The 21691-nt window shown below is 57.0% G+C and carries 16 protein-coding genes; 6 read left to right on the plus strand and 10 right to left on the minus strand.

Going from position 1 to position 21691, the window contains the following annotated elements:
• Window positions 1-635: 635 nt before the first annotated feature.
• A complete protein-coding gene (locus RBB49_RS04755; RefSeq protein ID WP_306141541.1) occupies window positions 636-1982 on the plus strand; it encodes a globin-coupled sensor protein in 1347 nt (448 codons plus the stop codon).
• Window positions 1983-2024: 42 nt separating this feature from the next.
• Here the strand turns inward: RBB49_RS04755 and RBB49_RS04760 are convergent, their stop codons facing one another.
• Window positions 2025-2147 (minus strand): hypothetical protein, encoded by a 123-nt coding sequence (locus tag RBB49_RS04760; protein WP_306141542.1) that lies wholly within the window; start codon window positions 2145-2147, stop codon window positions 2025-2027.
• 225 nt (window positions 2148-2372) lie between these two features.
• Window positions 2373-2600 (minus strand): hypothetical protein, encoded by a 228-nt coding sequence (locus tag RBB49_RS04765; protein ID WP_306141543.1) that lies wholly within the window; start codon window positions 2598-2600, stop codon window positions 2373-2375.
• Between the two features lie 712 nt (window positions 2601-3312).
• Between RBB49_RS04765 and RBB49_RS04770 the strand changes: the two genes are divergently transcribed.
• Window positions 3313-3708, plus strand: coding sequence for a hypothetical protein (locus RBB49_RS04770; protein WP_306141544.1), 396 nt, complete (start codon window positions 3313-3315; stop codon window positions 3706-3708).
• A gap of 119 nt (window positions 3709-3827) precedes the next feature.
• Entirely contained in the window at window positions 3828-4514 is a 687-nt protein-coding gene (locus RBB49_RS04775) for a hypothetical protein (protein ID WP_306141545.1), read from the plus strand.
• Between the two features lie 98 nt (window positions 4515-4612).
• On the opposite strand, the gene RBB49_RS04780 is transcribed toward RBB49_RS04775, so the two are convergent.
• The 4 genes from RBB49_RS04780 to RBB49_RS04795 form a co-directional block, all read right to left on the minus strand.
• Complete coding sequence (locus RBB49_RS04780) at window positions 4613-6400, minus strand: methyl-accepting chemotaxis protein (RefSeq protein ID WP_306141546.1); 1788 nt, start codon at window positions 6398-6400, stop codon at window positions 4613-4615.
• A gap of 634 nt (window positions 6401-7034) precedes the next feature.
• Window positions 7035-8072, minus strand: a complete 1038-nt coding sequence (locus tag RBB49_RS04785; RefSeq protein ID WP_306141547.1) for a helix-turn-helix domain-containing protein — start codon at window positions 8070-8072, stop codon at window positions 7035-7037.
• A gap of 502 nt (window positions 8073-8574) precedes the next feature.
• Window positions 8575-8964, minus strand: coding sequence for a hypothetical protein (locus tag RBB49_RS04790; RefSeq protein ID WP_306141548.1), 390 nt, complete (start codon window positions 8962-8964; stop codon window positions 8575-8577).
• A 321-nt stretch (window positions 8965-9285) separates the two neighbouring features.
• The gene (locus RBB49_RS04795) at window positions 9286-11349 is read right to left on the minus strand and encodes a bifunctional diguanylate cyclase/phosphodiesterase (protein ID WP_306141549.1); all 2064 of its coding nucleotides are present in this window, start codon (window positions 11347-11349) and stop codon (window positions 9286-9288) included.
• 333 nt (window positions 11350-11682) lie between these two features.
• On the opposite strand from RBB49_RS04795, the gene RBB49_RS04800 reads away from it, so the two are divergent.
• Complete coding sequence (locus tag RBB49_RS04800) at window positions 11683-12822, plus strand: polyamine ABC transporter substrate-binding protein (RefSeq protein WP_306141550.1); 1140 nt, start codon at window positions 11683-11685, stop codon at window positions 12820-12822.
• Between the two features lie 192 nt (window positions 12823-13014).
• Complete coding sequence (locus RBB49_RS04805; protein ID WP_306141551.1) at window positions 13015-15021, plus strand: alkaline phosphatase family protein; 2007 nt, start codon at window positions 13015-13017, stop codon at window positions 15019-15021.
• A 7-nt stretch (window positions 15022-15028) separates the two neighbouring features.
• On the opposite strand, the gene RBB49_RS04810 is transcribed toward RBB49_RS04805, so the two are convergent.
• Window positions 15029-17410 (minus strand): EAL domain-containing protein, encoded by a 2382-nt coding sequence (locus RBB49_RS04810; RefSeq protein ID WP_306141552.1) that lies wholly within the window; start codon window positions 17408-17410, stop codon window positions 15029-15031.
• A gap of 725 nt (window positions 17411-18135) precedes the next feature.
• Window positions 18136-18537 carry a rhodanese-like domain-containing protein gene (locus RBB49_RS04815; RefSeq protein ID WP_306141553.1) on the minus strand — a complete coding sequence of 134 codons (402 nt, stop codon included), beginning with the start codon at window positions 18535-18537 and terminating at the stop codon, window positions 18136-18138.
• 116 nt (window positions 18538-18653) lie between these two features.
• Here RBB49_RS04815 and RBB49_RS04820 point away from each other — a divergent pair, with 116 nt between their 5' ends.
• Window positions 18654-19928 carry an FAD-binding oxidoreductase gene (locus RBB49_RS04820; RefSeq protein WP_306141554.1) on the plus strand — a complete coding sequence of 425 codons (1275 nt, stop codon included), beginning with the start codon at window positions 18654-18656 and terminating at the stop codon, window positions 19926-19928.
• Between the two features lie 44 nt (window positions 19929-19972).
• Here the strand turns inward: RBB49_RS04820 and RBB49_RS04825 are convergent, their stop codons facing one another.
• Together RBB49_RS04825 and rhaM are read right to left on the minus strand one after the other, a co-directional pair.
• A complete protein-coding gene (locus RBB49_RS04825) occupies window positions 19973-21370 on the minus strand; it encodes an FGGY-family carbohydrate kinase (RefSeq protein WP_306141555.1) in 1398 nt (465 codons plus the stop codon).
• A gap of 3 nt (window positions 21371-21373) precedes the next feature.
• Window positions 21374-21688 (minus strand): L-rhamnose mutarotase, encoded by a 315-nt coding sequence (gene rhaM / locus RBB49_RS04830; RefSeq protein ID WP_306141556.1) that lies wholly within the window; start codon window positions 21686-21688, stop codon window positions 21374-21376.
• Between the last annotated feature and the right edge of the window lie 3 nt (window positions 21689-21691).

Genomic DNA, 21691 nt, shown 5'->3' on the forward strand with positions numbered 1-21691 from the left:
TTTCAGAACGTCAAATTTTCGAGTTCCATGTTCATGTTTGATCAAGAATTTTTTCTTGGCTCTGCTCATTCTTTGAAGTGGGCACAACTATAAATTTGCATCTTTGGAAATTACTAAAAAAACGCGACGATCGACATCTTCGGAAAAGGCCGACAAGACAGTCCGCGCAAGCAACCCTGCCGTGTCAGATAACATGCAATGCGCATGTCTCGGTATGACGTTTGCGCAACTTGTTCGTGCAGGTCGAAGAGCTCCTCGCAAATTTATTTCAACCGACCCATCGTTTCGACCTGGCAACACAATGTCGTCTTTGCTTGCGAAGACCATCGCCTCCGGGAAACGCGCTCGGAAATCCGAACAAGACAGACCCGTCGCTTAACGGATTGCGCCATCTGGACAGGTATTAATTTTCGAATGCTCAAATCCATTGTTTAAGGCTTCCCCCCCTGCCATCAGAAGAGTCGCTCGCGGGAACAGGCGCGGACCGCTTTGCACGACAAGCTGCCGCAACGCGGAAAATGGTAATTTGTGCTGATACCATAAACGAAAATTATAGAAACATTAGATGAATTTATACATTTATTTACCAACAGACGCTCTTCTTCACTGACTGTTCTCTCTTTGGATGGATCCCCATGCTTGACGAAACACTGCAAGAGCGTTTGGCTTTCAACAAGATTGACGGCGGCACAATTCAGCTGCTCAGGGAAAACTCGGACAAAATTCTGGCCATTCTCCCGCATGTTCTTGATCGCTTTTACGATCACGTAAGCGCCGTCTCCGAGACAAGGGCTTTCTTTCGTGACGACGCACATATGCGGCATGCCAAACAGAAGCAGTTGGAACACTGGCAAATCATCGCGCAAGGCAGGTTCGACAAGGATTATGTTGCCTCCGTGACGCGCATTGGAGAAGTCCACAATCAGCTTGGCCTGGAGCCGCGCTGGTATATTGGCGGCTACAATTTCCTGGTCGCAGGTGTTGTGGAAGCGATTTCGCGGACCATGCCGTCCGGGATCATGGCGGGCAGGAAGCGCGAATATCTGCGCCAGTTGCAAACTGCGGTCATCCGGGCGTCGATGCTCGACATGGACTACGCAATCGACGTCTATCTCAAGGCCGGTATCCGGGACAGGCACGAAACGCTTGAACGCCTGGCCGCACAATTCGAGGAGACGGTCGGCGGAATTGCCTTGAGCGTTGCGACTGCAGCGGGAGAGCTGTCGGATGCCTCCCGGCATTTGCAGACAGGTGCACAGGAAACATCGGGAAACATAGCCGCTGTCTCCGCCGTATCCGAAGAGACGGCATCAAATGTGCAAACCGTTGCCGCGGCAACGGAAGAGATGGCGGTCTCAGTTACTGAAATTTCCCGCCAGATCGCCAATTCCACGGACTTGTCTTCCAAGGCAGTCGAAGGCATGCGCGCGACCAACGGCAAGGTGGAACTGCTGACATCCTCGTCGCAGGTCATTGGTGAGATCGTCAGCCTGATAAGTGATATCGCGGAAAGAACAAATCTTCTTGCTCTCAATGCCACGATCGAAGCGGCACGCGCCGGCGGCGCAGGCAAGGGATTTGCCGTGGTTGCATCAGAAGTCAAACAACTGGCTGAACAAACGGCAAAGGCAACCGCCGAAATCGGGACACAGGTTGCCAGCATTCAGGGCGCAACCACCGACGCGGCCGCGTCGATTTCATCCATCAGCAAGATCATCGAGGAAACCCATGTGATCTCGGCAGCCATCGCCTCAGCCGTCGAGGAACAGGATACGGCAACGCAGGAGATTGCAAGAAACGTCGAAGAAGCGGCAAAGGGCACGCAGGACCTGTCGCGCAATGTGGCAGCCGTGAGCAAGACCGCCGATTCGACCGGAACCTCTTCCGGTCAGATTTCGGCTTCCGCCGCCCGGCTGTCGGAACAGTCCGGCGACCTCAAGGCGGAGGTCGACAATTTCCTCAAATCAGTCAGATCCGCGTAAGTGGAAACCCGCAGGCGGATCCACCGCATCATTCCGCGCGGACTAGGGTATGGACCCATAAATGAAGCCGATTTGGCGGTAGAAATGGCGAAATCCCGTCAGGAAGGGTGTGCGGAGCGGGCTTTTTGCCCGGTCAAGCACGCTGACGCCACGGGGTGAAGCCATTTTGCCGTCCTTCGGATTTGGCCGTTTTGGCCATCTGCTGCGTCGCGAAAGGCTTGAAAATGAACCACATTTCCTGCGCTTTCGCTTCTCGCAGCTGGTCAAAGCGATCCAAACCAAATTGACTTCATTTATGAGTCCGTACCCTAGGTGTGGAGTCCCAAAAGGTTGTTCACCGATTGGGGTTCAGACGACTGATCGGTGTCTTGCGCGCATTCCTGCCCTGTGTCATGGGCGCTCGCGCGGCCTGCGCAACGTCCCCGATCTGGATTTCTGGCCCAGGGCGAAAGCCACCAGAGTTACCGCTGCCAAGGCAAAGACAACATAGGAAAGCAGCGGTGCGGCACCAAGCAGGATCAGCCACCAGAAAGAGATGTTCACGACGCCGAATGCCTTGAGAACGGCAAGGCCGAAACACATCACCCAATAGGCGTAAATTCCTTTTGCATAGGTCACGGGTGTCTCTCCTCAACAAGGGGTCCGAAGGCAGGTTTCAGCCTTCGAAGTTTGGAAACGGGTCAGATCGCAGTCGCTGAACAAAGATCCCGAGCCGGATTTGAAGTCCCGCCGGCATCAGTCCTCCGCCGGCATAAATCACTCGGGATTAGGCTCGGTAACGCCGACGCAATCGGACCCTTTCGTGACGACGGGCCGGCATCATGCGCCGCTCGATCAGCACTCCATTCGGTCGATGGAAGACAAAGCGCGGGGTCGGGTTCACCGGTACACCGGCAAGCCCTCTCGAAGTTCGATTCTGGATCGCAATGGATTAGCCGCGCCGTCAAATGGCGATTGCCCGTTTCGCGACGCCAGGGCCTGCGCGGACAACAGGAACTCTTCATCGATGGACGTCTTTCGTTTCAGACGTCCCCCACACGGGTTCTGGATAGCCTACTGCGCTTAAGAATCGGTGAAATGCAATCCGAAAATCGGAACAATTCACCTGGCACGCGCCCGGGCCACTGATGCAGTGACACGCTGTGCACGACGCGTTGGTGCACCTGCAGCCGGCCCCGGATACCGCACTCGGCAGACACGGCTGGATTCAACATATTATTGCGCAAATTGCATTAACAACCACCGATTTATCCGTGATTGCATACCAAGACATTCCCAAAGCCATGACCGGGCCACGGGAGTTTGGCGATGATGATTCTTGGAAATTCAAATGATGAACGGAAAAATCCCCAAGCAAAAAATGCAGGCAACCGAAGTTATCGCGCTTCGGAAGTGCGTTGAATGCCTTCACTTCGCGAACGCGGATGCGAGATTCGCATCGGCACGCAACCCGACACGCGGCAAATCCTATGTCGCAGCGCGCGCACTGCTGGACTACCTGGGAGGCAAGAAGCACGGCTACAGGCTGATGCGAGCCGTCGATCAGCACAATGTGCCGCACTATTGGGTGGCCAACTCGAGTGACGCTATTCTCGACCCAACGAAGGCGCAATACGAGGTCATGGGTGAATTTCCACCCTATACGACTGGAATATCAGTCAGTTACCGGCCAAAGAACAAGCACCGGACACTTCTGGCTGCAATGAGACGGCTGAAGGTCGCCTAAATGCGTTTTTCCGGGCGGCAAGGATGGTTGCCCGATGCGATGGCACAGATGTCAACATCCGGATTGTTGCAAGCAGCCAAGTGGCGCCTGCACCTCCGAACCCCGGACGCCTCCCCGCGATGCGTCCGGGCGCATTGAAAACAAGAAGCGGAAAACGACACTTCAAACGCACCGTCTCCGATTTCCTCGTTCCGCTTTGTCCTGGCGCCATTCGAGCCCGAACGTTCCACGTTTCCCGCACCCGTTCGAACCCACGGTTCCAAGGGCATTCCGCGCTGCCCTTTGCGAATCATCTCGTCTGTGTTTCGCGCCGGGCGATACAACCCGGCAGCAACCGATTGTTGCGCAAGTCGCATAACCGTATGCATTTCTTCCAATTACTCTCAGATCAGGAGCAGCTTTCGCACCCGTATTGCTATTCCGGCCACGCACTTCAGATGCGAAAATTGCGCTGGTCGGCACACCTGCAGTCGGTGCCGGGGTTTCAACAGGACGGAAAAACATCTGCGGAAAAAATCGTCGCGCAGACGGAAGGAACGGCGCTCATGCGCAATGTTGAAATAATTTCGACCTGTATTTTCCAGCCGCGCAAGCGCGAAGGGGATCGGGACGCCCACCTACTGTTCTGGTTCATCATCCGCCAGAACGGAACCGAAAAACTGGCTGCGATACGTGTATTTGGCGTCACCGCACATGAAAAGGACCGCGCTCGGGAAAGCGCTTTTGAGCGTTTCAAGGAGGAGCATCCTGAATTTGCCATGGTTCCGATTGTGGCACTGGACGTCTCGGAACCGGCATCTCGGTAACAGGGCCTGTCACTGAGCGCCCGCGCGGGCAGTGACCAAGTTCGAACCCCGCAGAAGCTGGCGGAGCATATGAGCGCTTGCCATAGGCCCGGATGCGCTCAGGCTACTCTGATTTCCTCGAGAAACTCGTCGACCTCAAACTTCAGTTTGGCCGCCTGGCCGGACAGTTCCGCAGCCCGCATGGTCACCTGGTTTGCCGCCGCCCCGGTTTCCAGCGAAGCAAGGCTGATCCCTGACACGGTCTCGGATACGGCACCGGTTCCGCCCGAGGCCTCTGTGATGTTTTGTGCGATTTCCTGCATTGCCGTGTTTTGCTGATCCAGTGCCGCAGCAATCTCAAGCGTCGTTTCATTGATTGTTGAAATCGTGCTGCCAATCTCCTTGACGGACGTGACCGACGCCCGCGTCTGTTCCTGGATCTCCCTCACCAGACCGGCAATGCCGTCCGTCGCCGTTGCCGTTTCGTTTGCCAGAGCCTTGACTTCGCTGGCCACCACCGCGAAACCCTTGCCCGCATCACCGGCACTCGCAGATTCAATCGTCGCATTCAAGGCCAGCAAGTTCGTCTGGCCCGCGATCTTGGAAATCATTGATATGACTTCGCCGATCTTCTCCGCCGTTTGCGCGAGATGATCGATTTGCACCTCTGTTCTGGCAACCTCTTCAACCGCATGTCCGGAAGTCTCCGAGGCCTGGGCAATGCGCGCGCTGATTTCACCAATTGAACTTGAAAGCTCTTCTGTAGAACTGGAAACAGCGGATACATTGGTCGTTGCCTCTTCCGTTGCCGCTGCGACGGATGTTGTCTGACGGCCGGTTTCTTCCGCAATGCTCGACATGGATTGAGCCGTTGCTTCAAGTTCAGCCGACGCGACCGACAGGGTCTCGACAATCGTACCGACCTTCTCAATGAAACTGCCCGATGCATCGGCAAGATTTTTCTGCCGGGCCGCTTCGTTCTCACGCTCATGTACCTGCTGCTCTTCAAGCTCACGGGTTCGGATCATCGTCTCGCGAAAGGTCTGATAAGCCGTTGCAACGGCGCCGATTTCGTCGTGGTAGTAAACTCTCACCTCCCGTGAAAAATCACCATCGACAAGGGCCTTGATACCAGCGACAACGTCGCTTAGCGGATGCACGATTGTCCGTTTGCACAGCAGCACGGCAGAGCCGAGCGATGCAACGAAGATGACACCCGCAATCAGAAGAATGCTTCGAACCGCAAGCTGTTCGGCGGCCAGCGCTGTTTGCGCCGCCTCGAGCGTGAAGACGGCGAGCTCGGCCACCATGTCTTCAAGCGCAAGGTTCAGGCCGTCTTCTAGTGCTTCAACGTCTTCATGCAGGTCGAGGGCAGAATCCAATTGGCCTTCGTCTATCATGACGTAGGCCCGAAGGGCGGTCTCATTGAACGCCTTGTGTTTTGCCGCGATGGCATCGAAAGCGACGTGGATTTTCTGGAATTTGCGTTTTGATTTTTCGGAGATCGCCGATGATTCAGCTGCTTTGGCCAGCGCCTTGGCAGCGGAAATCTCTTCATCAACATCAACAGCGTAAGCGAGGAAAGAAGCGCGCGCGTCGTCGAACGCCTGCCTGGCTTTCCGGCTACGCTCGAGATTAAGTCCGGCCAGAAGTGACCGCTCCAGGCTGATCGACTGTTCCAGTTGATGTGCCGTTATCCCGGCAACCGCATTCGTCAGCGGAACATCCCTGTTTGCGACGTCGTCGATCAGCGCGCCAATGCTGACAAGCTGCCACAACGAGATTCCGGCGACGAGAAGCAGACCTGCAAGACACACTGAAACAAGACCGACGATTTTCGCCCCTATGCTCAAAGATCGCTTGAAGACAATCTTGTCTGGCTGTTCTGACTCAAAGAACTGCTGCATGGAGCGCTCCGGATTCGATTTTGGGGCAAACGCGGAGGACCCGCGGCCTGGGAAGAAACGGGACAAAGACGAGACTTTTTTTGCTCAACCTGGCAAGGACAGACTGTCAGGCCAGCCGGCGCGTGAGCGGTCGCAGCCTGACAAAAAAATCAGCAAACGGACAGAATTCAAAGCGGAGAAAGGTTCAGCCTGCGCTTTTGGATCGGCGTCGAACCGGAAGAACAGCGTTGTGATCTCAGGCCCGCTGCCGCCGGCCGGCATCTCTCTTCCTGCAACGCGGGATGCGGAACGAAGCTGATTGTATCTGCACATTTCTGGACGTCTCGTCTTTGGGACGTCCCCCACACAGAAACGAAACTACAGGTTGAAATCTGAAAAAGGGGTAAACGTGATGCGTCCGGACGCAGCGCGGTGGCTGGATGCGGATCAAGAGCAGAACGGCGCATCTCGGATGACTTTCCAGGCAGTCTGTTTGGACGCTTCCCGACCGATCCATCCCCTTGGAAATTAGCCGGCAAACGATCCGGGCTTCCTCAATCCACGAGGCTCTTTTCGTGATGATCGGCGCTCGCTTCCGGGTATCATTCTCCCCGTTCGGGAAGGATCGGCTGGGCCTGCCCTGCAGCGCGACCGCTCATCCCGCCATGGCCTGCGGAGACAAGTCGGATGGAGCCGCATTTTCTCGTGTCTGTGAAGGAAGTTCGCCAAAATGCTTGCCATAGTATGACGTGAATCTGCTCCACTCCCAGAACCCTTCCTGAGCCGCGATGTTTCCGATCGACTCGCGAGCGAACCTCGTGTCACCCAGTTTTCGCCGGGCATTGTGCAGACGTACAAGACGGGCGTAAGAGAGCGGGCCCATGTCGACACGTTCCGCAAACGCCTGTTCCACGGACCGTTTTGAGCCAAGCTGGAAGATCGCGTGCTGGCCATTTCCTGCAAGATTGTGCGGGTTCTTCCAAACGAGGCAACGCGCTTTCAAGAACCGTTGTAGCGCGGCCGATCTTTTCGGAGAGAGAAACCTCTTTTCTTTCAGCCATTCGAGAGAAAGGGAGTTTGCAATATTCGAGACGAAAAGCTGATCCATTGTTCGAAGTTGTTGCGTGTCTTGCTGTCCATGTGCGCTGCACAGCTTTGCAAACGCATCGGTACGCAAGCGGCTGGCCAATGACAGCGAATTTATGGTTTCGCCTTCAGGACCGATTGCCTGGAACCATGCCGCAACAGCGGGCAGAAGACTGTCGCACTGCAGCAGGAAGTCCCGATCAACCGTCATCGTCACAAGAGGAACGTCTTCCGGCACGATGGCAACTGCCTCGCCGCGTGGTGGCAGAATGAACACGGAGGAATTTAAGCTCGCGTTTCCGAAAACGGCATGTGAACACGCTTCGGACGGCGCGATGCAAAACACGAACTTGTTCGCATCCGCAATCATGTGCTGCTCGACGGACCGTGTGCAAATCGAAAAATGGATCGCAATTTTTTCCGAAAGCCCCAGGCCAAGCCGGCCCTTGAAACTGCCATCGCTGAGTTGCATCAGCCTGACGTCGATGCCTTTGTAGAGGTTCGCATGATGATCGAAATTGTCGGTACTGCACCCTTCGTTTTGCAGGGCTGCAAGTTCGACCCGTTCGAATGAGTCCGCATTTCCAATGGTGGCCAGATCATTCATGAGCGTTCTTCCGCGTCGCTTGATGGTTTCGACACAACTGCAACTGGATACGCACGCAGGACTGCGCCGCGCCGGCTTGTGTGCCTGGCACTCCGGAGTCGGCAAACATCTGATAAATAAGGAGAAGTAGAGCGGTGCGCATTGCGAGAATGCCGTCGTTCAACACCAACACTCCACCAGCATATTGTATTGCCAACACAACCAGGATGTGCCAATATTTTTAAGGCCACCCACCCAGGTGGCACGGGCGCTGAACAGGTGTGGGGGACCTTTTGCGCCAGACCCCGTGTTACTCCTGGGCGGGTGGGTTCGTCCGACACGATCAGTCACCGAAAACCAGCGAGGGGTAGCTCCTTGCTGATACATGTGACCGGCGCACCGGAAGTCGTCGACCGCTCGTCCGCATCTATGGATTGGAGCGGTGCCGCCAGTCCGCATCACAGTTTTTGCAACGCGAACTGACTGTTTGGCGCCTTTGTTGCGAGCAGAGGCGCCGCTTTATCTAGTCCATGGCGTTTCGTCTGCGCCAAATGAGCCCTTTCTCATCGGCCCGGAGAACGGTCCACCGGGAACGCTTGCCGCACTCCTGCGGAAGCGGGTCTTCGCGCACACGGTCCCGCGAGACGGAACTGCAGCGGCTGTCGATAGAGGAAGCTTCCTGGCAGGGATCCGAACCGGCTCCCTGCCCAAGGCCAGCTTCACCCTGGTTCGCGGAGTGACTGAGATTGTCCTGAAACTCTTCCGGCTCACCTGAAAGCACGGCTTTCACGAGCAGGCTTTGAAACGCACATGCATCGGCGTTGACGAAAATACCGTGCTTGGGTGACAGGATCCGGAACGGTATTCCGATCGATGCTACCTTCAGCGATAATGCGCCGTCTGCCGCCAACAAGATCACTCTCCAAGTTCGTGAAACGTTGACCAATTAATACGGGATTTCAGCACTGCGGCGTTATGCAGTTTCCGAATGTCTCTCGACACCCAAGACTGACGTTAATCATTTAAAATCAGTCACTTAACTTCCGGCGTGAGCGAATTGCGAAATTCAGAGATTAACAAGACATTAATGACGGACAGACCAGTGATTCGAAGACGGAAAACCGGCGACCCTGACCTGGGGGTATTCGAACAGGAACAGCCCGGTGCCCGGGACGAAGCGAACCCGAAACGGCGGCCTTTCAGGCCGCAGACCATTGGCCTGTGCGCCGATCGATCAATGTGCCGCGCGGGCGTGATCGGCCACTTTGCGATTTGACTGCATAAGCAATTCGGGAGCTTGCTCAATATCGAGCCCGAACAACGCACCCTGAAGAACATGTGCGCCCAGTTTTGAAACCTTCACAGCCTGATCCGGCCGCTCGACACCTTCGGCGACGACGGTCTTACCAAGATTCGTCGCGAGCTTGATAATATGATTGAGCAGGATCAGTCTTGCCCGGTCCTCGTCCAGCCGTTGCAGGAACGTGCGGTCGATTTTGATGATGTCAAACGAAAACTGCATGAGGTAGGACAACGACGAATATCCTGTCCCGAAGTCGTCCAACGCGATCTTGAGCCCCATCTTCTGCAACAATTCCAGCCGAGCACAGGCTGCGCTCCAGTCTTCCAGAAAAACCGATTCCGTGATTTCCAATGTAAGCAGGTTCGGGTCAAACCTGCTGGTGTGGAGGACACGCTGGATTTGCTCGACAAACTCGTCCGTTTTGAAATCCTTCGCACTCACGTTGACCGAAAGCCTGAACGCACGGTTCGCGGTTTCCATCAATCGTTGCACCAGCACGATCGCGCGTTCGAGAACGGCCAGATCGAGGCGCCCGATCAGTCCGATTTCCTCGGCGATGGGTATGAATTCGGCAGGTGAGATCTCCTGCCCTTCATGGGTCCAGCGCGCGAGCGCTTCAAAGCCCACAAGCTGATGGGTCGAAACGTCGACCTGTGGCTGCAGAATCGGGCTGACAGCGCCTTTGCCAATCGCATCCGGCAGCGCAGAGGTGAGACCCGACAGCCGCCCGAACCTTTGGCGCAGTTCGTTGTCGAATATTCTGGTACACCTTTTGCCCCCCCGCTTCGCTGCGTAGAGCGCGATATCGGCGGCTTTCAGCAGTTGCCTGGGCCCTGGTTCCGGCAGGTGATTGAGACCGGCGACGCCGATGGAGACACCGGGTTGAATGGACGCTCCCTTGAAGCCGAACGGAAGACAGAGTTCGTCCAGCAGCTCAGACCCGAGATCTTCCGGCAGGAGCCCCCCTGGACAAACCTTCAGCACGCCGGCGAATTCGTCACCTCCAAGCCGGGCGGCGATGCCGCCGTACCGTTCCAACACGGCGCGCAGGCTGATACCAATTTTTTTCAAGACCGCGTCACCGGCGTCATGACCCAGGGTATCGTTGATCGTTTTGAAGTCGTCGACATCAATGATAACGGCAATGACATTCTCGCATTTGCCCCTGTCAAACGCCGCTACATCCGCATTCAGCCTCCGCAGAAACAGTTTCCTGTTCGGCAAATCCGTGAGCGAGTCGTGAGAGGCAAGGAAATTCGCGTAGCTCTCCGCTTCCACGCGGCCTCGCAACGCATCGACCGCACTTTGCATGCGTTGATTCTCACGCCCGACAACAAGCAGGGCTGCGAATAGAATGACGAAAAACGCGCCTAAGGCGAAGTAGGCGTTTTGAACGACCGGCTTCGTCAGATCCGTCTCGATGACGAACGCACCCATAACGTCACCGCGCGCATAGGCCTGAAATCCCAGCGCTTCGTTGTGGCATGAAACGCACGTCTGCTCCGAGGCGAACGAAGGCACGATCTTGCGCGCGATCACCCTCCCCAGCTCGAGTTGGATTTCCTCTTTTCCTCGCGGCATGCCGGAATTTGCCATGACCCTGATATAGTCGAGGATCTGCCGGTTCTTCTCGACCGTTTGGAGTTCCAGCCCCGGCACCCCGGGCATCCGGATGTAAACGGGAACTTCCCGCGAACGGGAAGATTGTCCTATTTCGCGGGCGAATTGTTCCATGCCGATCCTGCGGAACGCAGCCGGGACCGCACCGTTTTCGGTGCGCTCAAGCGCATAGGCATTCGTGAATGCATTGGTCAGTTCGATCATCTGATGTTGTTGCGCGCGCTCAGACTGCAGCAGTTTTGCATTCGCAATGGCAAAATAGAACACAGCACCACCCAGCGCTATGAACAACGCGAGGTAAATTGTTCTCGTGGGTTTGAATCTCTTGAACCCCAGCGCACGCGCGGCGTCGACGGGTTGCCTGTGTGTCGACAAGAACAACGGATCTCCGAGTTGTCTTGCCCAAGTCAAACTCGCTGCTGAAACACAATTTTCAGACAGTGCTTGGACGACTTCGTTGCGTAAGGCTAACGCGACGCCGGTCGCGCACGTTAGTCGTTTTGCGCAAGATCCGGGGCTGTATCCACAGGGCCTGCCGCCGGTCGCACTGCCCCGATTTTGAGGGGAACCCGGAAAAGACCTTTTCCTGGCCGCAGAACCCGGCTACATCCTGAGGGCAAGGTGTGGGACCGGACCGGTCCGACTGGTGACTGAAATTTGCATACGCGCAAATTCGGTGCGGTCGGGCTCAATCATTGAGGAAAAGACGTGACCATCCACACCTGCGGACATTGCCGCCCATATAGCCTTTGCTTCAAGCTGGCCACGCTCCTGGCCGCTTCAGTCTGTGTGTTCCTGTCGGCTCTCGGCACAGCGGTTTCACAGCAAAAGACCGTCACAATTGCGGCGTGGGCAGACTATATCCCTCCGGAAGTCATTTCCGGTTTCGAAGCGCGAACCGGGATAAAGGTCGTCTACGATACGTTTGACTCTCTTGAGTTTCTTGAAACGAAGCTGCTGACCGGCGGTTCCGGATACGATCTGGTTCTTCCCTCCGCCCTTGTTGCCAACAGGCTGATACAGGCGGGTGCGCTCCAGAAGCTCGACAAGGCGCAATTCGGCAACTACGCAAACCTTGATCCGGACATCCTGGCGTTTCTGGCGAAACACGATGAAGGCAACGCGTACGGCGTTCCGTATCTCTGGGGCACAACGGGCATCCTCTACAACCCGAAACTCGTATCCGAGCGCCTGGAAAACGCGCCGGTCGGCAGTCTGGACATACTGTTCGATCCTGAAATTGCAGCCCACTTCGCCGATTGCGGGATTGCCATGATCGACTCGCCCGAAGAAGTGGTCGCAATTGCGCTGAACTATCTCGGTCTTGATCCATTTACCGGCGATGCTGCTGAACTGGCGCAGGCGGAAGCTCTTTTGACGTCGGTCAGACCGCACATCCGGCATTTCAGGACCGGTGCAATCATCAATGGTCTGGCCGACGGTGACTTGTGTCTGGTTCTGGGATGGAGCGGTGACGCCGGTCTGGCCCATGCCCGGGCTCTCGACGCCGGAAACGGCATCGAAATCGCCTACGCCATCCCGAGGGAAGGAACCGAAGTCTTCTTCGATTTCCTTTCAATTCCCGTTGATGCGCCCAACCCCGAGAACGCGCACAGGTTCATCGACTACCTGATGGAACCGGAAGCCATTGCCGAGGTAACCAACCAGTACTTCTATCCGAACGGCAACAGGGCGGCCTTCGAATTGGTGGCCGAGGAGGTCAGAAACGACCCCAATGTCTACCCGCCGTCAGAGATCATGGAAAAGCTGTTTCCCAACCTCCCGCGCGCGCATGGAGCGCTGCGCCTGCTGACCAGAAGCTGGACACGTTTCAAGACAGGTAGCTAGAGCATATTCCGACCGGCTTGATCGGTTTTGCCGTCCGTCGCCGTGACTGGTTATTCTTGAGCGGGTGGCGGCGGATCTGTCGTTCGGAGCCTGGTGCTCCGGACGACGACAATTTGCGACATTTCTGGCTCTTGAAAGGAAGCGTCGCGGACATAAGTCTGAACGACGTGTTGAAGAAGGACCGCGCCCTTTATGCAATCTGCGACCTCGGCTGAACGGCAGGTGCCGGCCGTCCTGGCGGGACCGATCTTGCGCAAGACTTTGTCCGGCCGTTTGTGCTTCTGGCTGGCGGCACGCGCGCCCGCGGACATCCGGTTGGAACTCTTTCCGCCGGATGCGCCTGCGCAGACCTACGACATGGCCCCCGGCACCGCGGAACTCGCCTGCCTCGAGGCCGGCGAGCAACTCTATTACCTGATGATCGATCTCCGCCTCGATACGGAGCTTCCGAAGGAAACGCTTGTCGGATACCGGCTCAACCTGAGACTTCACGACGAGCCGTCTGCGGATTGGCAGGACCATGAGACCTGGGCGCAGGATCTGTGTTATCCGGGATGGAACACACCTTTCCTGCGCGTTCCCGACAAGGTGTCCTCGGTCATGCATGGCTCATGCCGCAAGCCTCACAGCCAATGCGGGGATGGTCTTGTTGCCGCAGACCGCCTTCTGGCTGACATTCTGACGTCGCCGGATGCAGAAAATCCTGCCGCCGAAACCCTGCCCGAAATGCTCGTTCTGAGCGGTGATCAGGTCTATGTTGACGATGTCGCCGGTCCGATGCTGCAGGCGATCATGTGCCTCGCCGGTATTCTCGGTCTGCCCGACGAAACGTTTGAGGGGTCCGGCCCGGGCCTGCCGCGATCGGGTACGCAGCTCCGCGAAACCGGCGGCTGCCTTTATCACCGCGACCGCTTGCTGCCGAAAATCGACCAGAAAAGCACTGTGTTCGATGTCCTGTTCGGAGGCACCAACAAGCCCGTATTCACGTCGGCGCATGCACGCAATCATCTGATCACGCTTGGTGAAATGCTCTGCATGTATCTCCTGGTCTGGTCGCCGGCAGCCTGGCAGATCCTGCCCGGCTTCAACGCGCCGGAAAGCCTGGACGAAGACGACAGCGCCATGTATGCGCGTGAACGGGATACCTTGCGAGATTTTGTTCAAGGCCTGCCGAGCGTGCGCAGGTTGCTGGCCCATTTGCCGACAGCAATGATCTTCGACGACCACGACGTCACGGACGACTGGAACCTGTCGCTCGCCTGGGAAGACGCCGCCTATGCACATCCCTTGTCTCGCCGCGTCATTGGCAACGCGCTGATCGCCTACGGGATCAATCAGGGTTGGGGCAACCGTCCGTCGCAGATCCGTGAAGACCTTGCAAATCTGTTTCGCCAAGCGCTTGCGCAGCCCGGGTCGAGTGTCCATGAGGACGCGATCGACAAGATTCTGGGCTACGAAAAATGGGACTTTGTCTGGCCGACCACCCCGCCGCTTATTGCGCTGGATACCCGCACGCGGCGCTGGAGATCGGAAAGAAACGCGCATTACCCGTCCGGGCTGCTCGACTGGGAGGCGGCAACCGACTTGCAGGCAAATCTGAAGGGACAGGATGCGGTCCTGCTGGTCTCGGCCGCGCCGATCTTCGGCGTCAAGCTGATCGAGGTCGTCCAGAAATTCTTCACTCTGATCGGCAAACCTCTCATGGTCGATGCCGAATACTGGATGGCGCATCCTGGCACCGCGAGCGCGATCCTGAACATCTTTCAGCACCGGGACACGCCGGAGCATTTCGTGATCCTGTCCGGTGACGTCCACTATTCCTTTGTTTATGACGTGGAACTGCGCAACGGCCACTCCGCACGCCATCGCACGGCGCAGGCGGATCCGAAAATCTGGCAGATCTGCTCCAGCGGTATCAAGAACAAGTGGCCGGACCGGCTGATCGCCGCACTTGATCGCGGAAACCGCCTGGCGTTCTCACCCAGGTCGCCGCTCAACTGGCTGACGAAACGCCGCGGCATGCGGATTATTCCGAGAAAGCCGCGCGGCACACCGGGTGGCAGGCGGATCCTGAACGCATCAGGTATTGGCGTCGTCGAATTGGATGACCAGGGCGCACCGACAACCATCCGGCAGGTCACGGCCGCGGGAAAAAGTTACGTGTTCGAGCGCAGAGAGGCGGAAGCCCGGCTGGATTGACCGGTGCTCATGGCTGGTGTGCCGTTGTCCCGTTGGCCGCCTGATTACGCTCCCCGGTGCCGCGCTGCAGCCGTTTGTGCGCGAAGGTTTTGAAGAACATCTCGGCCGACATCGGACGCGCCAGGCCGTAGCCTTGAAGGATGTCGCAGCCGATGGCGGTAAGTGTCTTGATCTGCGACGGGGTCTCGGCGCCTTCCGCGATCACTTCCACCTCAAGGGTTCGCGCGATATCGATGATCGACTGTACCAGGCTCGTCATGGCCGTGTCTGTGTCGACATTCGAGACAAGGGTTTTGTCGATCTTCAAACGCTTGGGACGGATGTTCACGAGGCTGGCAATGGAGGCGTAGCCGCTGCCGAAGTCATCGATTTCCATCTCGATACCCAGATCCTGCAGTTGGCTGAGCGTTTTCTTGACCTGCTCGCTGGTGTCGTCAAGGAACGTCGACTCGATCAATTCGAACGACAGGCTGGGGACGTTGTCTTCGAAATTCTCGAGAGAAAACAGAAGACTGGGATCAGCCAGACGGTCGGACGAAACGTTGACTGCAAGTCGCGGCAGGGCCAGCCCCGTTTCGTGCCACTGGTTGACCGTGGCAAGGGATTTCAGGAGCACCTGCCTGTCAATCTCCGCAACGCAGTTCATTTCTTCCGCATATTGCAGAAAGTCCCCCGGCGACAGTATTCCCCGCGTCGGGTGGTGCCATCGCACAAGCGCCTCCGCACCTGCGAGTTCCAGGTTGCCGGCATAAAACTGTGCCTGGAAAAAGGGCACAAACGAACCGCCGTCTTCCAGGGCAAACTGGATTTCCTCCTTTGTTTTTCGAATGTTCGCCGCCTGCAGGCTCATTTGATGGTCATACACCCTGTAGGTGTTCTTTCCGGCCCGTTTTGCCTTGTACAAGGCCTGATCGGCATTTCTCAGCAGATCCGATGCATCGTTTATCGGCTCTTCCGACAAGGCGATACCGACGCTTGCTCCCAGGTTGACCGGGCGCCCCTCGACGATCATGGGGTTTTCAAGTTTCCCGATGAACCGCTCGCTGAAACGTATCGATCTTTCGGCATTGCTCTCGTCTTCAAGGATCGCAATAAACTCGTCACCCCCGCTGCGCGCAATGAAGTCACCTTCGACTGACAATCCTTGCAGGCATTCCGCCACCCGGCACAGCACCTCGTCGCCTGCAGCATGCCCAAGCAGATCGTTGACCTCCTTGAAGTTGTCGAGATCTATGTGCAAAAACGCGAGAGCCTTCTGCTTGCCGGGCGCGCTGCGTGCCTTGTTGGCGGAGATCAGTTCCATGAACCGTCGATTTGGCAGACCGGTCAGGCTGTCGTGCAGAGCAGCGTGCTCCACCTTTTTCTTGGCCAGCAGAAGTTCCTGATTTCGTTTTTCGAGTTCAAGCTTGGTCTCGACCAGATCCGTTACATCGGAGTTCGTTCCAACTATTCGGACCGGTTCGTAGTGGGGATTGCGAATGACTTTGCCGCGCGAACGCCACCAGCGCCAGGACCCATCCCTGTGCCGCATGCGATAGGTTACGTCATACGGGCGGTCATTTTGGAGAAGTTCCGCATAATACGCCAGAACGCCGTCAATATCTTCCGGATGCACCCGCTCCTGCCACCACTCAAACTCGGTCGGTGGAATGTCGTAGCGTTCTCCGAGCAGGTCGAAATTCTGTTCCGAGAAATAGACCTGCCCGGTTTTGTAGTCGAGATCCCAGACACCGTCATAGGCCGCCTTGATGGCAAGATCATACCGTTCGTTTGCAACAAACGAACTTTGAACGGCTTCTTTGAACCCGTTCCTGGCCTGGCCTCCGTGGCCCAGGAACGGGAGCTTGTTTTTCCGGTCTATGGAAAAGCCGAGAAGCTCCGCGATCGAAGCGATGAATGCACTTTCCCCGGTGGACCAGTCGCGCTGTGTTTGCAACGTCTCCGCGCAGACGATGCCGACGGGTTCGACGGCAGATCTGATTTGTGCGACCAGCATCGAAACTGCCGGGTTCGATGCGCAGCATGCCGCCGCAAGCTCCGACGTCCGTTCATCCTTTGCTGCATCGCTTGCACCGAAAACACGTTCCACCAGTACGGCTTCCAGGAAACCCGGGCAGGTTTCGGCGTGAAGCTTGCGCTCCGCAAGCTGCCCGAGCGTCTCATGCGGATAACACACGACGCAATCAAGGCTCGCCTTGTCCGGAGGAAACAGCCACACACTCAAGCGGTCGACGCCAAGCTCGTAAAATGCCTCTTTTGCAACCACCCGGGCGTATTCAAGACGGGTTGGTCTGCTATCGACAAAGAAGCGCTTGAGTTCGTTCGCGGGGAAACAGGAGTGTGCGTCAGCTGCCGGGCCGAGGCCAGGACGAGGCGGGTTTGTTTTCATTATCTTTTGCCTTGCCAGTCACGATCATTGCCGAACCCGGTTTCTCGTCTCCGGTCACAGTGCGTGTTGAGACCGCCGGTCCAATCCGTCATCGCAACGGCTGAAGCGCCATGCGGGGCACCCCCCGCATGCGCGAGGTAAGCTGAACTTGGTTCAAAGAGCCGGGAAACGGGATCAGGCTTGCCGGAGACGATGCCGGTCCGAAAAGGTGCTTCCTGAGTGAAAAATATGGGCCTTAAAACCAGCGTTGCCTGTACCGACAGATGTGTCAGCGGAAGCTGGTGACTGGAGTTCGGTATCATCGGACGTCTCTGTTTGGACGTCCCCCACACGTAGTTTTTGTTATATCCGGGATATGTGAATGTAAAGTAAATTCTTACTCTAGGATATCTATTTCGATTGCGACTATTTCACAAGCGCGAGATAATCGCAGAAACATCAGAACAAATTACTGATAAATAGATATTTATGCAAAATTATTTTGAATTTTTCTTGACCTTTTTTACTTTGAAGCTGTTTTCACTAAACTATTTTACTTATAGAATTTCGGATCGTCGCGAATGTGTTTTATTGTATTTCCATCTTCAAAACGGCATCACCTTCAAAAATTCCCGCAATACGAGCATGAATTAGACCTTGGCGCCCTCCGTTTTCATGATGCTTACTTGAAACCCAGGTTCAGAACAGATCACTCAATTGAGCCTGGCATTCGGCCCGGCGGCCGGTCATGCCTTCTCGTCCGGCATCTCGACAGGCCCGCCTTTCTCCGCCCATTTGGAAAAGCCTTCGCGCAGATGCGCAGCGTCAAATCCCATGTCCTGCAAGGTCGCGACAGTGAGCGCCGAGCGCCACCCTGAGGCACAATGAAAGACGAACTTCTTGTCTTCACCGAAAACCTCCTTGAAGTACGGGCTTTCAGGATCCACCCAGAATTCAACCATGCCCCGCGGTGCGTGGACACTGCCTGGAATGAAACCCGACCTCTGGCGTTCGCGGATATCGCGAATGTCGACAACGACGACACTGTCATCGTCCAACTGGCGAATGAGGTCCTCGATTTCGACTTCCTCGATACGTGCCCGGGCTTCGGCAACCATGGTTGCCGCGTTCTTTTTGAGCTTCTTCATGATACCTGATGTTTCGATGAGAATAGGGTCATTTCCATGTTGACCGGCGATGACGATACTTGCAAGTAACTCCGTCGGAGCGCTTTTGGAACGGGTCATAGACAGGAGAGCATGCGGTGGATCGAACACTGCCGGTTTCCCTTTGGGACGCAACAGCCGAAGAAGAAGATCTTGTCGGCAGTCTGCCTGAAAACGAAAGCTTCGACGTGGCGATTGTGGGCGGCGGATTCACCGGGCTTTCCACCGCGCTTCACTGTGCGGAGGCGGGTCTGTCTGCCTGCGTCCTGGAAGCCGGCCAGGTTGGTTTTGGCGGCTCCGGGCGCAATGTCGGCCTTGTTAATGCCGGCATCTGGCTGCCACCGACGCAGGTCCGCGAAAAACTCGGCGAAACCTACGGACCCCGCTTTCTCAAGCGCTTTGGTGACGGACCGGCAAGCGTATTTGACCTGATTGAGAAACATCAGATCCGCTGCGAAGCAACGCGCGAGGGAACGATCCATGCGGCGCACGCCGCGTCCGGCCTGAGGGATCTGGAAGCACGATGGAAGGAGTGGACCTCTCTCGGTGAACCGGTCGACCTTTTGTCCCGTTCGGAGGTTGCTGCCAAAACCGGAACGGACATGTTTCACGGCGGCCTATGGGACCACCGCGCCGGAACGATCAACCCGATGGCCTATTGCCGCGGCCTTGCCCGCGCGGCAAGGGCAGCGGGTGCCAGGATCTGCACCGGGATCAAGGCGGAAACCCTCAGAAAGGACAGAAGCGGCTGGTCGGTTCAGACAGGCAGGGGCGCGTTGCGGGCAGCATCCGTCGTTCTGGGAACAAACGCCTATACGGATGCCCTTTGGCCCGGTCTCGCAAGAAGCTACACGGCAATCTACTACTTCCAGCTTGCAACGGAACCGCTTGGAGACAGGGCGGGTGCCGTGCTGCCGCACGGACAGGGGATCTGGGACACGGCCCCGATCATGTCCTCTCTGCGCAAGGACAGGTCCGGCCGATTGATTATTGGCTCCATGGGCAAACTCATTGGAACGAAGTCGACCGGTCTGTCTCACCGATGGGCACAGAAACGGCTTTCCAGAATGTTCCCGGGCCTTGGCCGTGTCCGGTTCGAGGAAGCCTGGCACGGCAGGATTGCCATGACCCCGGATCACATTCCCCGCATTCATGCCCTCGCCGACGGTCTCTACACACCGATCGGCTACAATGGCCGCGGCATCACCACCGGCACCATTTTCGGTGAGGCCATGGCCGGGTTGCTGACAGGCATGAAACCGGAGGAGCTGCCGCTCCCGGTAACAGAACCCGCCGCGGTCGCCGCTGCACCGCTCAAGGCCCGTTTCTACAACATTGCCTTCAGCGCCAACCAGTTCATCAAGGGTTTCTGACCGGAAAGACCGGCAGGGCGTCGCACGCGCTGCGTCGGCGGAGGTCAGGTCTTGCGCACTGTTTCCCGCCAGGCCTTTGCATAGGCCTCCAGCGCCGATTGGGATTTGACCGGCGCAACATCCGTTTGCAACATTTCCTGCAATGCTCCGCGCCCGGCGCGCCCGCCGGAGATGAGCAGCGCGGCTCCGATCGCCGTGCCCGTTGCCGACGTTTTCTGGGTTTCAACCGGTCTTTGCGCTGCGGCCCGCAGCATCGCCAAAAAACAGTCATTTTGCGCAAAGGGACCCTCGACGATAATGGGGCCGTCGGCGCCGGTCATGTCCAGCATTTCTGCAGTCACCAGCGCCAGGTAGTTTGCAACTGCGGCATACCGTTCACCGTTGCTCAGCCCGGTCTCGTCCACGTTCCAGCAGGCCTTTCTGCCCTGAAACGGGCCGGATCTCGGCTCTACGGCCGGAAACAACATGATCCGCTCTTCGATTACCGCGTCCGCATCGCGCTGGTCACAGCCGCTTTCCCGCGCATTCATCAGGATCTCAAATTCGCGGCCACCCATGAAACGGGCAGAGGGAACGGCATCGCCGAATGCATTCACGTTCATCAGCGTATCCCGGCCGGGGTCGAGCGCAATGCTCTGCCCGCCGATAGAAAAGGCGATGACCCAGGTTCCGGTAGACACCACGGAAAACGGAGCCTTCCTCGTCAGAAGATGGGGCAGCAGCGAGGCATTGGAATCGTGAATGCCGCAATAGACAGGGGTCCGAGGCGGCAGTCCGGTCCGCTCAGAAACATCCGGCGCCAAGGTACCGAGGCAGTCGTTCGCGCGGCGGACCGGGGCCATCCGGCCCGAAAGACCCAGTGTGCCCACCAGCGAGGAATAGCGGTTTGCGTATGGATTCCACAGGTCCGTGTGACAGCCCAGGGAAGAAACCTCGTTGGCCTTCACGCCCGTCAGCCGGAAGGCCCAGTATTGGGGATAAGCCAGGAAGGTGGCGACCCGGTCCACAAGACCGGGATCGGACCTGAATTGCCAGAACAGCTGCGCCCCGACATTAAGCCCCATGGCAAGCCGCGGTGATCCCGTTTCGGCAAAGTCCGGACGCAGGTCTTCGTACTCGGACGCCAGTTCATCCGGGCCCGTAAACTCGTAATCCATGACCGGCGCAGCAAGGTCGCCTGAACTGGTCAGCAGCACGCCGGACGCCCCGTGGGCGGTCACCGAAATCGCATCGATCGGGTGTTTCTCGTTGAGTTGACGAAGCGCGTCACAGATGAAATCCCAATGTGCCGCCGTGTCGAAATGCGGATAGGGTGGCCCGGGCAAGACAGTGTTGGCGCACGTCATTACGTCGACTTCTCGCACTGTCCGAAGATCGGCGACAGCCACCTTTACATTTGTTTTGCCGATATCCAGCACACCGGCATATCTTGCGCCGTGCATCGGTCAGTCCATGTGAAAGACGGTTTCGAGTTCCGTCGCGACCGGTGCGTTGTCAGGCCGTGCTTCCATGATGTCAGCCATGTGCGCCCACCAGCGCTGCATCACTTCATGTTTCGGCAGATCGTCCATGCGGTGGGTTTCGTCCCGCCACAGGACACCGAAAAGCGTTCCGGTCTCGCGGTCCAGATGGATTGAATAGTCGCGGATACCTGCTTCTTTCAGCAAGTCGACCAGTTCCGGCCAGATCTCGTCATGCCGCTTCTTGTATTCGGCTTCCATCCCCGGATTGAGTTTCATCTTGAAGGCAAATTTTTCCATCGT

The sequence above is a fragment of the Roseibium sp. MMSF_3412 genome (genome assembly GCF_030733265.1).
Classification (GTDB): Bacteria; Pseudomonadota; Alphaproteobacteria; order Rhizobiales; family Stappiaceae; genus Roseibium.

Excerpts from the sequence above, each read along its gene's own strand:
- RBB49_RS04755 (WP_306141541.1), top strand. The coding sequence starts at position 636 with ATGCTTGACGAAACACTGCAAGAGCGTTTGGCTTTCAACAAGATTGAC.
- RBB49_RS04760 (WP_306141542.1), bottom strand. The coding sequence starts at position 2,147 with ATGGCTTCACCCCGTGGCGTCAGCGTGCTTGACCGGGCAAAAAGCCCG.
- RBB49_RS04770 (WP_306141544.1), top strand. The coding sequence starts at position 3,313 with ATGATGAACGGAAAAATCCCCAAGCAAAAAATGCAGGCAACCGAAGTT.
- RBB49_RS04775 (WP_306141545.1), top strand. The coding sequence starts at position 3,828 with ATGCGTCCGGGCGCATTGAAAACAAGAAGCGGAAAACGACACTTCAAA.
- RBB49_RS04780 (WP_306141546.1), bottom strand. The coding sequence starts at position 6,400 with ATGCAGCAGTTCTTTGAGTCAGAACAGCCAGACAAGATTGTCTTCAAG.
- RBB49_RS04785 (WP_306141547.1), bottom strand. The coding sequence starts at position 8,072 with ATGAATGATCTGGCCACCATTGGAAATGCGGACTCATTCGAACGGGTC.
- RBB49_RS04805 (WP_306141551.1), top strand. The coding sequence starts at position 13,015 with ATGCAATCTGCGACCTCGGCTGAACGGCAGGTGCCGGCCGTCCTGGCG.
- RBB49_RS04810 (WP_306141552.1), bottom strand. The coding sequence starts at position 17,410 with ATGAAAACAAACCCGCCTCGTCCTGGCCTCGGCCCGGCAGCTGACGCA.
- RBB49_RS04815 (WP_306141553.1), bottom strand. The coding sequence starts at position 18,537 with ATGAAGAAGCTCAAAAAGAACGCGGCAACCATGGTTGCCGAAGCCCGG.
- RBB49_RS04825 (WP_306141555.1), bottom strand. The coding sequence starts at position 21,370 with ATGCACGGCGCAAGATATGCCGGTGTGCTGGATATCGGCAAAACAAAT.
- rhaM (WP_306141556.1), bottom strand. The coding sequence starts at position 21,688 with ATGGAAAAATTTGCCTTCAAGATGAAACTCAATCCGGGGATGGAAGCC.